Origin of the sequence: Micromonospora rhizosphaerae (assembly GCF_900091465.1) — a bacterium.
In the GTDB taxonomy this organism is placed as follows: domain Bacteria; phylum Actinomycetota; class Actinomycetes; order Mycobacteriales; family Micromonosporaceae; genus Micromonospora; species Micromonospora rhizosphaerae.
The window spans coordinates 4,840,979-4,854,992 of record NZ_FMHV01000002.1 but is presented as its reverse complement, the minus strand read 5'-3'; the positions used below and the strand labels follow the sequence as shown (position 1 = coordinate 4,854,992).

Genomic DNA, 14,014 nt, shown 5'->3' with positions numbered 1-14,014 from the left:
CGGCAGAATGTCGTCCGGGTGACCGGGCGGCCGGCAGAGCGAGAGGATGTCCGCGTGGCACGTGGAGAGCTGCGGATCTATCTGGGTGCTGCGCCCGGCGTCGGCAAGACCTACGCCATGCTGGAGGAGGCGCACCGCCGGGCGGAGCGCGGCACCGATGTGGTGATCGGCTTCGTCGAGACCCACGGCCGTAAGCACACCGCGGCGATGATCGGTGACCTGGAGCAGGTGCCGCGCCGGACGATCAACTATCGGGGCACCGAGTTCACCGAGATGGACCTCGACGCGCTGCTGGCCCGCCGGCCCGAGGTCGCGGTGGTCGATGAGCTCGCGCACACCAACGTGCCCGGCTCCCGCAACGAAAAGCGGTGGCAGGACATCCAGGAGCTGCTCGACGCCGGCATCACCGTACTGTCCAACGTCAACATCCAGCACCTGGATTCGCTGAACGACGTCGTCGCCCAGATCACCGGCATCACCCAGCGCGAGACCGTGCCGGATGAGATCGTCCGCGCGGCGGAACAGGTCGAGCTGATCGACATGACGCCGGAGGCGCTGCGCCGGCGGATGGCGCACGGCAACATCTACCGCCCCGACAAGATCGACGCCGCGCTCGGTAACTACTTCCGGGTGGGCAACCTGACCGCGCTCCGCGAGCTGGCCCTGCTCTGGCTGGCCGACAAGGTCGATGAGCAGCTCGACCGGTACCGCGCCCAGCACGGTATCTCGGAGCCCTGGGAGGCGCGCGAGCGGGTGGTGGTGGCGCTCACCGGCGGGCCGGAAGGCGAGACGCTGATCCGCCGGGCCGCCCGGATCGCCGCCCGCAGCAAGGGCGCCGACCTGCTCGCCGTGCACGTGGCCCGCGCCGACGGACTGGCCGGCGCCGATCCGGCCCAGCTCGCCCGGCAGCGGGTGCTGGTGGAGAGCCTCGGCGGCACGTACCACGAGGTGCTCGGTGCCGATATCCCCGAGGCGTTGCTGGACTTCGCCCGCGGCGTCAACGCCACCCAGCTGGTCCTCGGCGCGAGCCGCCGGGGCCGGTTCGCGCAGCTGTTCTCCCGCGGCGTCGGCGTCACCACGACCGCCCAGTCCGGCCCGATCGACGTACACCTGGTCACCCATCCGGAGGCCGGCCGCGGGCGGCGCGCCGCGGCCGTCCCGGCGGCGCTGTCGCGGCGCCGGCGCCTGCTCGGCTTCGCGCTGGCCCTGCTCGGCATGCCGCTGCTCACCCTGCTGCTGAAGGCGCTGCCGGACCTCTCCCTGACCAACGACATCCTGCTCTTCCTCGCCGGCGTCGTCGGCGTCGCCCTGGTCGGAGGTATGTGGCCGGCGCTGTTGGCCGCACTCGGCGGGTCCCTGCTGCTGAACTGGTTCTTCACCCCGCCCCTGCACACGTTGACCATCGCCGAGGCGGAGAACCTGCTCGCCCTCGGCGTCTTCGTCGGCGTCGCCGTCTCGGTCAGCTGGATCGTCGACCTTGCCGCCCGGCGGACGCGGGAGGCGGCCCGCGCGTCCGCCGACGCGCAGACCCTGGCCACGGTGGCCGGAAGCGTCCTGCGCGGCGAGCGGCCGCTGCCGGCGCTGCTGAACCGGCTGCGGGAGACCTTCGGGCTGCGCGCGGTCAGCGTCCTCGAGTTGGCCGCCGACGCCGAGGGGCGACCCGGCCGGGAGCGGGAGGAGGGTGCCTGGCGGGTGGTGGCCAGTGTCGGCGAGGCGCCACCGTGCAGTCCCAGCGCGGGAGAGACCACGGTGCCGGTGGACGAGCGGCTCACCGTCGTGCTCAGCGGTCGGCGGCTCGAGGCCGCCGACCGGCGCATCGTCGAGGCGTTCGCCGCTCAGGCCGCCCTCGCGCTGCGCCAGGAACGGCTGGCCGAGGAGGCCGCGACCGCCCGGCCCCTGGCGGAGGCCGACCGGATGCGCACCGCCCTGCTCGCCGCGGTCAGCCACGACCTCCGTACACCCCTGGCGTCCGCCAAGGCGGCCGTGAGCAGCCTGCGCAGCCACGACGTCGAGTTTGAAGCCGAGGACCGGGAGGAGTTGCTCGCCACCGCGGACGAGTCCCTCGACCGGCTCGGCCGGCTGGTCGCCAACCTGCTGGACATGAGCCGCCTGCAGGCCGGCGTGCTGGGCATCACCGCCACCGCGATCGGCCTGGAGGACGCCGTACCCGGGGCCCTGGACGAGCTGGGACCGGCGGCGGCAGACGTGACCACCGACATCCCCGCCGATCTCCCGGCCGCCGTCGCCGACCCGGGCCTGCTGCAGCGCGTGCTGGTCAACATCGTCGCGAACGCACTGCGCTACAGCCCGCCCGGCCGGCCGCCCACCATCACCGCCAGCGCCCACGCCGGCCAGGTCGAGCTACGGGTCATCGACATCGGGCCGGGCATTCCCGAGGACCAGTGGGAGCACGTCTTCCTGCCGTTTCAGCGTCTCGGCGACCGGGACAACCAGACCGGCGTCGGTCTCGGCCTCGCCCTGTCCCGCGGCCTCGCCGAGGCGATGGGTGGCAGCATCACCCCGGAGACCACCCCGGGTGGGGGACTGACCATGGTGCTGCGGCTGCCCGCCGCCACCCCGACCACGTCGGAAGGGCCGCAGGAATGACCCGCATCCTGGTCGTGGACGACGAACCGCAGATCCTGCGCGCACTGCGGATCAATCTCCGCGCCCGCGGCTACGACGTCCACGTCGCCGAGACCGGCGCCGGGGCGCTCAAGGCCGCGGCCAGCCACCCGCCGGACCTGGTGGTGCTCGACCTCGGCCTGCCTGACATCGACGGCGTCGAGGTGATCCGGGGCCTGCGCGGCTGGACCACCGTCCCGATCATCGTCCTCTCCGGCCGGGCCGGCAGCGAGGACAAGGTCGCGGCCCTCGACGCCGGCGCCGACGACTACGTCACCAAGCCCTTCGGCGTCGACGAACTCCTCGCCCGAATCCGCGCCGTCACCCGCCGCCTCGCCGTGACGCCCGCCGATGCCGCCGCGACCGCCGTCACCGCTGCGCCGCGCGTGGGCCGGCACACGGTCAACCTCGTCGACCGCACCGTCACGCGGGACGACGGGGCCGAGGTCCGGCTCACCCCCACTCAGTGGGCCATGCTGGAGAAGCTGCTGCGCAACCCGGGCAAGCTGGTCAGCCAACGCCAGCTCCTGCACGACGTGTGGGGCCCGGAGTACCAGCACGAGACCAACTACCTGCGCCAGTACATGGCCCAGCTCCGGCGCAAGCTCGAGGACGACCCCGCCCGCCCCCGGCACCTCATCACCGAACCGGGCATGGGCTACCGCTACCGGCCCTGACCGGCCCGATGCCGCTACTGCTGATCCCTGGAGCATCGCGAAGCTGGGGCATCGCCGCCGCACTGCACGGGCTACCGTGCCTACGACGCGCACCCGGGAGCGGACAGATGCTTGATGCACGCAACCTCGATCTCGAGGAGATCGCGACCGCCTTGGCGGACCAGAGCACGTACGAGCATCGCTGGCTGATCAATCCGGAGACCGGGGAGACAGTGCTGTGGACGGCCGAGGGCGGGATCGACGGCGAGACACCCGTGGATCTCGATGAGCTGGATCTGGTCCCCATCGAGCCGTTGCCGCCCTCCGTCTGGTACCGCGACATGGCCGACTTCGTCGAGCGGATCAGGGACGAGCAAGCGGGACGCAGGCTGCGGCGGGCGATCCAGGGCAGAGACGCCTTCCGCCGGTTCAAGGACGAGTTGCACGAGGAGTACCCGCACCTTCTGCCGGCTTGGTACGCCTTCCGCAGAGCTCGGGCAACCCGCCGCGCAATCGACTGGCTGCTCGACAACTCCCTTGTCGATGACCACGCAGCAGGCGGCCTCCGGGCTGAGCACGCCGAGCCGGACCTGCCGTGAGGCGAACGGCGCCAGAAGCTGTGACCGCACCTGAGATCACTGTGGCCACCCCGGCAGACCGTGGCCGGGTGATCGGCTCGCTGGTCGCCGCGTTCGCCAACGATCCGGTCCTGCGCTACCTGTTTCCCGACCGTGACACCTACCCGCGCTACGCGGCCGCGTTCTTCGGGCACCTCTTCGACAAGCGGGTGCGCCAGGGAACGATCTGGACGATCGGGCACGGTGCTGCGGTCGCGATGTGGGACGCCCCCGCAGCCGGGCACGGGCCGCCGGACGAGAGCCTGGCGGCTCAACTCCCCGCCGACGCGCTGGCCCGCGTCAACGCCTACGACCAGGCCGTGCACGCCGCACTGCCGTCCACCCCGTTCTGGTACCTCGGCGTCCTGGGCACCCACCCCGAGCACGCCGGCCGCCGCTGGGGCCACGCCGTCATGGGGGCCGGACTGCGCCGCGCCGCCGTGGACGGCCTGCCGGCGATCCTGGAAACCAGCAACCCCGCCAACGTCGAGGTGTACCGCCGCGCCGGCTGGGAGGTGATGCTCCCGGTGACGGCCGAGCCGTTGACGATTTGGATCATGCAACAGTCGACCGGGATCAGGTGTGGGCCGAGCTCATGACGGTGAGACCGACAGTCGCGGCCGTGAGTAGAGCCAGCCTCAGGAGCGCCGGCAGCGGTGTCGTCAGCGGGGCGAGTGCCGCCACGACCAGGGTCCCGAACACCTGCCGCCAGCGGAGCTGATGTCGGGTTCGCGCCCAGATCAGTTGGTCGGCGAGCAGATAGATGATCACGCCGCAGAACAGCGTGTAGTGTCCCAGCGCCGTCGGCCCGGCGGCCGATGAACTTCCCACGTGGGCCAGCGTGGTTCGCAGACCGAAGGCGACCAGCATCAGTCCCACGACCAAGGGCAGGTGCAGGTAGGTGTAGGCGTCCCGAGCGAAAGTTGCCCGACGTAGCTCGGTCGAGGTTTGCAGGGCCCGCTGTCCGGCTGCGGCGTCCCGGTCGAAATAGGTCCACCACAGGGCGGCCAGGAGGATGGAGCTGAGCAGGACGGCGGTGATGACCGAGCCGGACATCGGCCGGGAGCCCAACGCCACCCCCGTCGAGATGACCGCTTCCCCGAGCGCGATGAGGATGATCAACGCGAAGCGGTCCGTCCAATGCTCGACCGATCGAACCTGCCAGCTACGCGGTCCGACCAGGTAACCGCCTCCGAGGTCGACCACCACTGCCGTTACCCAGAGGGCGGTGCCGACTGGAGTGATCGGCTCCTGCGCCGGAATGAACAGCGACGCGCAGAGCAGCAGGACCAGAGCCGCGCCGGCGGGGACAACGGCCCGCCGTAGTTGCCCGTGCAGTGCCGGATCCCGGCGTGTCACCAGCCAGAACGAGCCCAGGTGCAGAACGCGGAGCGCCAGGTAGCAGGTCACGAAGATGAGCGGACCCGGAAGCCCGCCTGGCACACGATCGAACGCCTGCGGAATGGCGATGCCGGCCACCAGCGTCAGGGCCGCGGCCACAAGCATGCCCAACCGCACCACCGCCGCCTCGCTCCGGACCACATTGGCCAGCCAGGCGTAGCAGCACCAGGCCCACCACAGCAGGACCAGAAGGGCCATCCCCTGGACCAGCCCGACCACGGACGGTCGGCGCGTCAGCAGGACCGTGACCTGGATGAACGCGTACACGAACAGCAGGTCGAAGAAGAGTTCCTTGGGCGTCACGGCCGCGGCAGCGCGGACCCCGGGCTCCACCGCCCTATGCAGCGCGCGGTGCCGCCCGCCGAAGAGGGTCAGGTCGGCCAGCACCATACTGGCGACCGCTGCGGCGAGCAGCCCGAGCACGCCCAGCACCGGCAACCGGAGGGCGATCGGGAGCAGGGTGAGCAGCAGTAGGACGCCAAGGATCGGACTACGCCCCAACAGGCGAATGGTGCGCCGCTCCAGCCCGATCAGGCCGAGCAGATAGAGGACGACCCCGCCGTAGAGAATGAGCACGTGCGTCCTGTCCCACAGGTGGGCAGTGGAGGGTTCGGTGGTGGCGAGGGCGTGCTTCAGGCCGAGCGCGAGCAGGACCAGGCCGCCGATCATCGGCAGATGCCGAATGTCGTACGCGTCGCGGCCCAGCACCGACCTGCCGGTGCCCGATATCCGCTCCATAGCCTGCTCCGCGGCGGGCTGTGCGAGGTCAAAGTAGGCCCACCACAGCACGGCCACCACGACGATTCCCTGCACCGAGCCCCCGATCACCGACCAGGTGATCGGGGGGCCACCGGCCAGGCCTCGACTGATCCCGACCGAGATGATCGTCTCGCCCAGCGCGATGAGCACGACAAGGCTGTGCCGCTCGGCCCAGTGCCGTACGGATCTGATCTGCCAGTTGCCCTGGCCCACGGCCCGCAGGCCGGTGTAATCGACAGCGGCGGCGATCAGGAACAGGGCCAACCGTAAGTCCTCGACGTTCCAGGGCAGGTGTGCAGGGAGCAGGGCGGCGCCCAGCAGCAGTGGCGCGCTGGCGCACACCGGCAGCCAGGCCCGCCGGACGGGCCGCGGCGCATGCTCAATGTCCCAGCGGGCGTAGGTCATGATCAGCAGGGCGCCGGCGCGCGCCAGCAGGAAGCCGGCCACGAAGACGAGCGGACCGGGCCAGCCACCCGGGCGGTCGCGGAACGCCTCCGGAATAGCCACACCGATCAGCAGCAGGGTCACCGCGAGTGCGAAAACGATCGGTGGCAGAAGTCCGCGATCCAGCCGAACGACGTTGCCGAGCCAGGTGAACGACACCCAGCACCGCCAGAGCAGCAGGACCACCACCGCACCCTGAAGCAGCCCTTCGGGGTGCAGGTTCGCCGCCATCAGGTTGGTGACGTTGAGGAAGGCGTAGACGAAGACGAGGTCGAGGAAGAGTTCCACCCGGGTGACACCACGGCCGCCTGCGGAGAGCTGGATCCGCCTGGCGGGCCCGGAGCGAATCTGACCCGCCGCCGACTCGCTGTTCGCCACCCACCTACTCTGTCAACGGGGCGGACAGCCAGCGGGCGATCCGGAAACTCCCGACGAGAGTCCGACCCGAACATCATGCCGCTTCCGGCCGTGGGTGACGTGTCCCCCGGTACCGCGAATGTCGCGCGGTCGGGGGTCGTTTTCAGGTGAAAATAGGTGGAAACGGAGCTGTGCCCGGGAGTGGGGGTGCCATGGGTTCTGTGGCGGACACCGGGCCAGCGCGCGGCACCCGGCTGCGGCGGTGGCTGCTGGAGGATCTCGCCGCCAATGAACCCGCCGGCCCGCACGGGCCACCAAAGGCGGAACATCAGCGGCCGTGGTGGCAGGTGATGTGCCTGACGGGTCTGGACTACTTCTCCACCCTGGGCTACCAACCCGGTATCGCCGCCCTCGCCGCCGGCCTGGTCGCACCGGCGGCCACGGTGGTGCTGGTCGCCCTGACCCTGTTCGGTGCGCTGCCGGTGTATCGGCGGGTGGCCCGGGAGAGCCCGCACGGCCAGGGTTCCATCGCCATGCTGGAGCGAATACTGCCGCGGTGGAGCGGGAAGTTGCTGGTCCTCGCGCTGCTCGGGTTCGCGGCGACGGACTTCATCATCACGATCACCCTGTCGGCCGCGGACGCCGCCGCCCACATGCTGGAGAACCCGTTCCTGTCCGAGCCGCTGCACGGCCAACAGGTCACCGTGACGCTGGTCCTGATCGCCGTCCTCGGTGCCGTGTTCCTCAGAGGTTTCAAGGAAGCCATCGGGATCGCCGTGGTCCTCGTCGCGGTCTACCTGGCGCTGAACCTGATCGTGGTCCTGGTCGCGCTGGACCACCTGGTGGCTAACCCGCACCTGCTCGCCGGCTGGCGCGCTCACCTGTTCAATCAGCATCCCGATCCCATTGGTATCGCCATCGTGGCGCTCCTGGTCTTTCCCAGGCTCGCCCTCGGCCTGTCGGGCTTCGAGACGGGAGTCGCCGTGATGCCGCTGATCCGTGGCCGCCCTGAGGACACGGAGCAGCGCCCCGAGGGACGCATCGAGGGCGCCCGGCGGCTGCTGACCACCGCCGCGGTCATCATGAGCCTGTTCCTGATCACCAGCAGCCTCGCCACCACCGTGCTCATCCCCGCCGAGGAGTTCAAGCCGGGGGGCGCCGCCAACGGCCGGGCCCTGGCCTTCCTCGCCCACGCCTACCTCGGTAACGGATTCGGGAGCGTCTACGACATCAGCACCGTGCTGATTCTGTGGTTCGCCGGCGCCTCGGCCATGGCCGGCCTGCTCAACCTCATCCCGCGCTACCTGCCCCGCTACGGCATGGCGCCCAACTGGACCCGTGCGGTACGCCCGCTGGTACTCGTCCTCACCGCCATCTCGTTCCTGATCACGATCGTCTTCCGCGCCAGCGTCGACGCCCAGGGCGGCGCCTACGCCACGGGCGTCCTGGTGCTGATCACATCGGCCGCCTTTGCGGTCACGCTCGCCGCGCGCAGGCATGGCCAGCCGGCGGCGGCGCTGGCCTTCGGTGCGATCACTCTCGTTCTCATCTACACCACGATCGCCAACATCATCGAGCGGCCGGACGGTGTCAAGATCGCGTCGCTGTTCATCGTGGCGATCATCGGTACGTCCCTGCTGTCGCGGATCCTCCGCGCCACGGAGCTACGCGTGACCGAGGTGCGTGTGGACGAACTGGCGCGTCAGTTCATCACCGAAGCCGCCGCCCGGGGCGACATCCACATCATCGCCAACGAGCCCCACGAACGAGACGAGGCCGAATACCGGGCCAAGGAGGCGGAGGAACGCGCCCACAGCCGCATCCCGGTTGACGAACCGGTGCTGTTCCTGGAGGTGACGGTGTATGACCCATCCGAATTCGAGGCGACCCTGGTCGTCGCGGGCGAAGAGCGCTTCGGCTACCGGATCCTGCGGGTGGAGGGGCCCAGCATCGCCAACGCGATCGCGGCGACGCTGCTCCACATCAGGGACATCACGGGGCGGCGACCCTACATCTACTTCGCCTGGACGGAGGGCAACCCGGTGATCTACCTGCTCCGTTACCTGTTCCTGGGCGAGGGTGAGGTCGCCCCCGTCACCCGGGAGGTGCTACGCCATGCGGAGCCCGACCCGCACCGCCGCCCGCACGTGCATGTCGCCTGACGTCAGGGCTTACGGGCGACCGCAGCGTACATCGACGCCTGCACCGCCGGCGTTCGCTGTTCCGGCGGATCCTCCGGTCGCCACTCGGTGACCGGGCTGATGCCTGGTGGGATCAACTCGAGGCCGTCGAAGAACGACTCGAACTGGTCCCGGGTGCGGAAGGCCATGTCGATCATGCTCGTCGCCGTGGTCGATGCCGCGGTGGCCGCGATGTGTCGCGGCACCAGATCAGTGGTGGCATGGGAGATCACGACGTAGCTGCCGGAGGGAATCGCCTCGATCAGCCGGCGGGTCACCCCGTACGGGTCGTCGCTGTCGCGAAGGAAATGCAGGATCGCTACCAGCATCAGCCCAACCGGGCGGGTGAGATCGAGCGTGGCGCGCAGGTCGGGGTGGTGCAGAATCCGCTCGGGGTCGCGCAGGTCGGCGTCGACGTAGGCGGTGGCGCCGTCGGGTGCGCTGGTCAGCAGGGCGCGGGCGTGGGCCAGCACGATCGGGTCGTTGTCGACGTACACGACCCGCGATCCCGGCGCGATGTGTTGGGCGACCTCGTGCATGTTGGGACTGGTCGGGATGCCCGTTCCGATGTCGAGGAACTGCCGGATGCGCCCCGCTGTGGCGAGGTGACGGGTGGCGCGGTGCATGAATCGCCGGTTCTCGATCACGGTGGTGCGGATCGCCGGGTAGGCGGCGGCGACCGCGTCCCCCGACGCGCGGTCCGCGGCGAAGTTGTCCTTACCGCCGAGCCAGTAGTCGTAGCGGCGGGCGGCGTGCGGCATGGTCGGGTCGATCCGCGACGACGGTGGGGCGTCCGGCCGGGCTTGCCGGCCTGATTCGAGTGATTCCGACGCCGTGTCGGCCATCGCGACCTCCGTGCTCCGGGGACAGCACGGCGATCGTACCGGCACGACGGTCGGTGCGGTGTTCCCAATGCATATACGGCAGCGAATGTTTGCTGGCGGGGAGGCTAACCTCGGCTGCGTTGTCGGTCGTACCTCCCGGCTGAGTCCGTGAGTTCCCAGAACTCTGCCGGGAGATGAGTAACCACGTCGTCGTAGTCGCCCGGCGGGATGGCCTCGCGGAGGGTGTCGAACACCGCGCGCATGCCCGCCTCTGCCAGCGAGCCATCCACCTCGGCGCGTCCGCTCACCTGCTGGATGAACGTCTCGCGCCCGAAGCGCTCGGCCTTCTCGCTCGGCGCGAACGCGTAGGCCCGCAGTTCGTCGGGAAGGAGGGCGGAAAGGTCACGCGCCTCGCCCCCCTCGATCCGCTCCGCCAAGGTCGTGAGCGTGGCGCGCGTGATGGCGGTCGCCTGTTCGGCCGACGTCTGCAAGCGTCTCGCCACCGAGTCGATGAACTCGCTGTTGTCCACCTTCGGGGCCTTTCTCTGCGACGGATAGCCGCGTCTACCCACGTACCGGCCCGGCAAACTGCTACGCGTCGGGAGCCGCGGCGAGTCCGGTGCAGGCGCGCAGGTCCGCGTACCCCCGGCGGATCCGGGCCGCGTCCTCCCCACCCGCGAGCTCCGGTCGGCCGGTCCGCCGGGAGATCGTCGCCGGCACCAGCTCCGTCCTGACGATCGCCGGTCCGCGGAGGGTCACCCGCAGAATTCCCGTGTCATTGCTGTACGCGTCGTCCCGCCACCAGAGGAAGTTGCCGAGCCCGTACTGGACGAAGGTCCTGCCGAGCCAACCGTCGCCGAGGAGCAGGTGGGCGTGGGTGCCGACGACCATGGTCGCACCCGCCGCGGCCATCTCACCGGCGATCGCGCGAGCCTCGGCGGGTGGGCACGCCTCGCCCTCCGCGCCCCAGTGGATGTAGACGACGACCACGTCGGCCCGTTGCCGGGCGGCCCGCACCGCTGCGACGGCACGCGGCAGGTCCCGCGTCATCGCGATGCCGGCCTGAGTGTCCGTGGCCTTCCAGTCCGACCACAGCTCGGCGACCTGGCTGAAGCCGAGGACAGCGATTCTCGTACCGCGCACCTCGGTGATCCAAGGCGTGTACGCCGCCGCCGCGTCGGCGCCGGCTCCGACGGTGGGCATCCCGGCCGCCCTGGCGGCGTCCAGGGTGTCGGTCAGCCCCGTCCGCCCGTAGTCCAGCGTGTGGTTGTTCGCGATCGACACGACGTCGATCCCGGCGGCCTTCACCGCGTCGTACGCGCTTGCCGGCGCCCGGAAATGGAACTGCTTCGGCTCCGGGACGCCGCGCGTGGTGACGGCGGTTTCCAGGTTCACCATCGCCAGGTCTGCCGCGGAGAGGGCCGACGAGATCGACCCGAACGCGGTCGCCGGGTTGTCCAGCAGACTGGCGGTACGGTCCGCGAAGTGCACGTCCCCCGCGAAGGCCAAGCTGATCTCGGCGGGCTGCGACGGGGACGGCGCAGCGGCGGAGCGGGTGGGCGCGCGCTTCGGCGGGGTGGGCGCGGCGTCACATGCCGTCAGAGTCAGGGTCGCCGCCAGCGCGACGAGGGAGCGTGCCCAGTTCACTCCGCGCAGCGTACGGAAACCCGCCGGACCCTGGGTCGACTTGGCCGAGATTGGCTGCCGCTCGCCGGCGGGATTCCTGCCGGGCTGCACTACTGTGATGTTGACGCTGGCAAGCCTCGGTCCCAGCCAGGGAGTTGTTCATGCCCGACGCCTCGATGGCCCCGGTTGAGGTGCTGGTGGTCGGGGCCGGGCCGACCGGGCTCGCGATGGCCGCGCAACTGGCCACCTTCGGTGTTCGAGTCCGGGTGGTCGATCGTGCCGTCGACCGGGTGCACGAATCCCGGGCGCTGGCGATCCAGCCCCGCACGCTGGAGGTCCTCGCCGGTCTCGGGGTGACCGATGAGATGGTGGCCTGCGGTAATCCGGCCGTCCGGTTGTGCCTGCACGTCGGCCGCCGGCAGCGGGCCGTGCCGTTGTTCGACCTGGGCCTGCAGGACACGGCGTACCCGTATCTGCTGTTCCTGTCGCAGGCGGAGACCGAACGCCTGCTGGGCGAGCACCTCGCGGCGGTGGGGGTCAACGTCGAGCGGGGTGTCGAGCTGACCGGGCTGGCCCCGGACCAGGCCGCCGCGGTGGCCACGCTGCGCCACCGGGACGGCCGCGAGGAACGGGTGACGGCCCGGTACGTGGTGGGCTGCGACGGCGCGCGCAGCACCGTACGTCACCTCGCCGGGATCGGCTTCGAGGGCGGCTCGTACCCCCAGACCTTCGTGCTCGCCGACCTCGAGGCCGACGGTGTCGAGCCGGGCGGCGCGCACGCCTTCCTCGCCGGCCGGGGGATCTTCCTCCTCTTCCCGCTCGCTCGCCCGGCCAGTTGGCGGCTGATCGCCATGCGCCCGCCCGGCGATGCCACGGCGCCCGACGCCCCGGTCACCCTCGATGACCTGCAGGCCTTCGCCGACGGCTACACCGGCGCGTCGGTGCGGCTGCACGACCCGGTCTGGATGACGAACTTCCGGCTGCACCACCGGGCCGCCACCCGTTACCGGGCCGGGCCGGTGTTTCTGGCCGGCGACGCCGCGCACATCCACAGCCCGGTCGGCGCGCAGGGCATGAACACGGGAATCCAGGACGCGGTGAACCTCGGCTGGAAGCTCGCCCAGGCCCTGCGGGGGAGCGCCGACCCGGCGCTGCTGGACAGCTACGAGTCGGAGCGGGCGCCGGTCGGCCGGATGGTGCTGCGGTTCACCGATCGGGCGTTCACCATCGCCACCTCCACCAACCCGGTGATCCGTTTCGCCCGTACCCGGATCGCGCCCGCCCTCATCCCCGCCGTGCTCGCGCCCCGGAGCGTCCGCGCCACCGCCTTCCGCACGGTCTCGCAGTTGGCCATCGGCTACCGGCACAGTCCGCTGTCCACCGAGGGTCCCCACGCACCGCGGACCGGCCCCAGAACCGGGGATCGGTTGCCTGACGCCCGGCTGGCCGGCGCCCAGGACGGCGCCACGCTGCACCGGCTCACGGCCACGCCCGGCTGGCACCTGCTGCTGTGTGGGCCACCGGAGGCGTGGCCCGACGGCGAGGTCGACGCGGTGGCTCACCGCTGCTCCGGGCAGCTCACCGTGCACCGCCTGACCGGCGGTGCCGCGACCGGTGGGGAGTCGGGGGAGGGCGCCGAGGCGCTGCGCCGGCTCGGCCTCACCGCGGTGGCCAGTGGCCTGTATCTGGTCCGCCCGGACGGGCACGTCGGCTACCGGGCCGGCGGCACGGACGTGACCGGGCTGCGGGCCTACCTGCACCGTTGGCTCTCGTAGGCGGGGGCCAGCTCGGCGAACCACCGACCGTCGCGACGGAACACCTCACGTACGGCCAGCCCGGCGGCCCGCGCGACGGTATGCACCGCTGACGTGCCGAGGCGCGCCCAGCGAAACGAGGAACCCACGCGCGCGATCTTTCCACCGGCCCCGGTCACCACCCCTGCCCGGCCGCGCCACAGGCCGACCTCCGGCGCCTCCAGCTCGACCAGCACGGTGCCACCGGGTCCAAGCAGTTCCCGGCACCGACGGAGCAGGGCGACGGGGTCACCGCCGATCCCGATGTTGCCGTCGATCAACAGCACGTGTGCCCAACGGCCCTCGCCGGGCAGCGGGGAGAACACATTCCGGTGGACGGCGACCGCGCCCCGCGCCCGGGTGAGCCGGACTGCGTACGCACACGCATCCACCCCCACCGCGGTCAGGCCGGCCCGAGCGAGTGCCACGGTCAGCCGCCCCGGACCGCACCCCACGTCCAGCGCCGGCCCGACGCAGCGGACGACCACCTCGGCCAACGCGGGTTCGGCCGGAGCGTGCCACCGGCCCACCGGCAACAGACTGCGCCCCCCGTCGGTCCGCACCAGCCAGTGCGTGTCCCCCCGAGCCCGCAGCGCCTCGGCGAAGCCACAGACGAGGTCGGGGCGGACCTCCACCACCGGCCCGACAGAGCCGGCCGGGACAGCGGCCACCGCGTCGGGGGTCACCTCAGCATCCGGCGGCGGCGATCCTGGCTGCCCGGTGCGGCGCGGC

General features: G+C 71.2%; 11 protein-coding genes. 6 read left to right on the top strand and 5 right to left on the bottom strand.

Features of this window, described 5'->3' with window-relative positions:
• Positions 1 to 54 precede the first annotated feature (54 nt).
• The 4 genes from GA0070624_RS22805 to GA0070624_RS22790 are packed head-to-tail and all read left to right on the top strand — an operon-like array spanning position 55 to position 4,497.
• Positions 55 to 2,607, top strand: a complete 2,553-nt coding sequence (locus tag GA0070624_RS22805) for a sensor histidine kinase (protein ID WP_091344372.1) — start codon at positions 55 to 57, stop codon at positions 2,605 to 2,607.
• Positions 2,604 to 3,302 carry a response regulator gene (locus GA0070624_RS22800; protein WP_091344368.1) on the top strand — a complete coding sequence of 233 codons (699 nt, stop codon included), beginning with the start codon at positions 2,604 to 2,606 and terminating at the stop codon, positions 3,300 to 3,302. The genes GA0070624_RS22805 and GA0070624_RS22800 overlap by 4 nt, the downstream gene beginning before the upstream one ends.
• Before the next feature lie 8 nt (positions 3,303 to 3,310).
• Positions 3,311 to 3,880 carry a UPF0158 family protein gene (locus GA0070624_RS22795; RefSeq protein ID WP_218105260.1) on the top strand — a complete coding sequence of 190 codons (570 nt, stop codon included), beginning with the start codon at positions 3,311 to 3,313 and terminating at the stop codon, positions 3,878 to 3,880.
• 20 nt (positions 3,881 to 3,900) lie between these two features.
• Entirely contained in the window at positions 3,901 to 4,497 is a 597-nt protein-coding gene (locus tag GA0070624_RS22790) for a GNAT family N-acetyltransferase (protein WP_091344362.1), read from the top strand.
• Here GA0070624_RS22790 and GA0070624_RS22785 read toward each other — a convergent pair.
• The gene (locus tag GA0070624_RS22785) at positions 4,475 to 6,880 is read right to left on the bottom strand and encodes a low temperature requirement protein A (protein WP_091344358.1); all 2,406 of its coding nucleotides are present in this window, start codon (positions 6,878 to 6,880) and stop codon (positions 4,475 to 4,477) included. The genes GA0070624_RS22790 and GA0070624_RS22785 overlap by 23 nt on opposite strands.
• A 191-nt stretch (positions 6,881 to 7,071) precedes the next feature.
• Between GA0070624_RS22785 and GA0070624_RS22780 the strand changes: the two genes are divergently transcribed.
• On the top strand, positions 7,072 to 9,021 hold the full coding sequence (locus tag GA0070624_RS22780; protein WP_091344356.1) for an APC family permease: 1,950 nt from the start codon (positions 7,072 to 7,074) through the stop codon (positions 9,019 to 9,021).
• Between the two features lie 2 nt (positions 9,022 to 9,023).
• Here the strand turns inward: GA0070624_RS22780 and GA0070624_RS22775 are convergent, their stop codons facing one another.
• The 3 genes from GA0070624_RS22775 to GA0070624_RS22765 all read right to left on the bottom strand — a co-directional run bounded on the left by GA0070624_RS22775 (position 9,024) and on the right by GA0070624_RS22765 (position 11,510).
• Positions 9,024 to 9,884 carry an SAM-dependent methyltransferase gene (locus GA0070624_RS22775; protein ID WP_091344353.1) on the bottom strand — a complete coding sequence of 287 codons (861 nt, stop codon included), beginning with the start codon at positions 9,882 to 9,884 and terminating at the stop codon, positions 9,024 to 9,026.
• A gap of 104 nt (positions 9,885 to 9,988) precedes the next feature.
• Positions 9,989 to 10,393, bottom strand: coding sequence for a DUF2267 domain-containing protein (locus tag GA0070624_RS22770; RefSeq protein ID WP_091344350.1), 405 nt, complete (start codon positions 10,391 to 10,393; stop codon positions 9,989 to 9,991).
• A gap of 61 nt (positions 10,394 to 10,454) precedes the next feature.
• Entirely contained in the window at positions 10,455 to 11,510 is a 1,056-nt protein-coding gene (locus GA0070624_RS22765; protein ID WP_176731824.1) for a CapA family protein, read from the bottom strand.
• Between the two features lie 140 nt (positions 11,511 to 11,650).
• Between GA0070624_RS22765 and GA0070624_RS22760 the strand changes: the two genes are divergently transcribed.
• Positions 11,651 to 13,264, top strand: a complete 1,614-nt coding sequence (locus tag GA0070624_RS22760; RefSeq protein ID WP_218105259.1) for an FAD-dependent monooxygenase — start codon at positions 11,651 to 11,653, stop codon at positions 13,262 to 13,264.
• On the opposite strand, the gene GA0070624_RS22755 is transcribed toward GA0070624_RS22760, so the two are convergent.
• Positions 13,240 to 13,920, bottom strand: coding sequence for a class I SAM-dependent methyltransferase (locus tag GA0070624_RS22755; RefSeq protein WP_245719178.1), 681 nt, complete (start codon positions 13,918 to 13,920; stop codon positions 13,240 to 13,242). The genes GA0070624_RS22760 and GA0070624_RS22755 overlap by 25 nt on opposite strands.
• Positions 13,921 to 14,014: the final 94 nt, after the last annotated feature.

Coding starts and splice junctions, on each gene's coding strand:
- GA0070624_RS22800 (WP_091344368.1), top strand. CDS start 2,604: ATGACCCGCATCCTGGTCGTGGACGACGAACCGCAGATCCTGCGCGCA.
- GA0070624_RS22795 (WP_218105260.1), top strand. CDS start 3,311: ATGCCGCTACTGCTGATCCCTGGAGCATCGCGAAGCTGGGGCATCGCC.
- GA0070624_RS22780 (WP_091344356.1), top strand. CDS start 7,072: ATGGGTTCTGTGGCGGACACCGGGCCAGCGCGCGGCACCCGGCTGCGG.
- GA0070624_RS22775 (WP_091344353.1), bottom strand. CDS start 9,884: ATGGCCGACACGGCGTCGGAATCACTCGAATCAGGCCGGCAAGCCCGG.
- GA0070624_RS22760 (WP_218105259.1), top strand. CDS start 11,651: ATGCCCGACGCCTCGATGGCCCCGGTTGAGGTGCTGGTGGTCGGGGCC.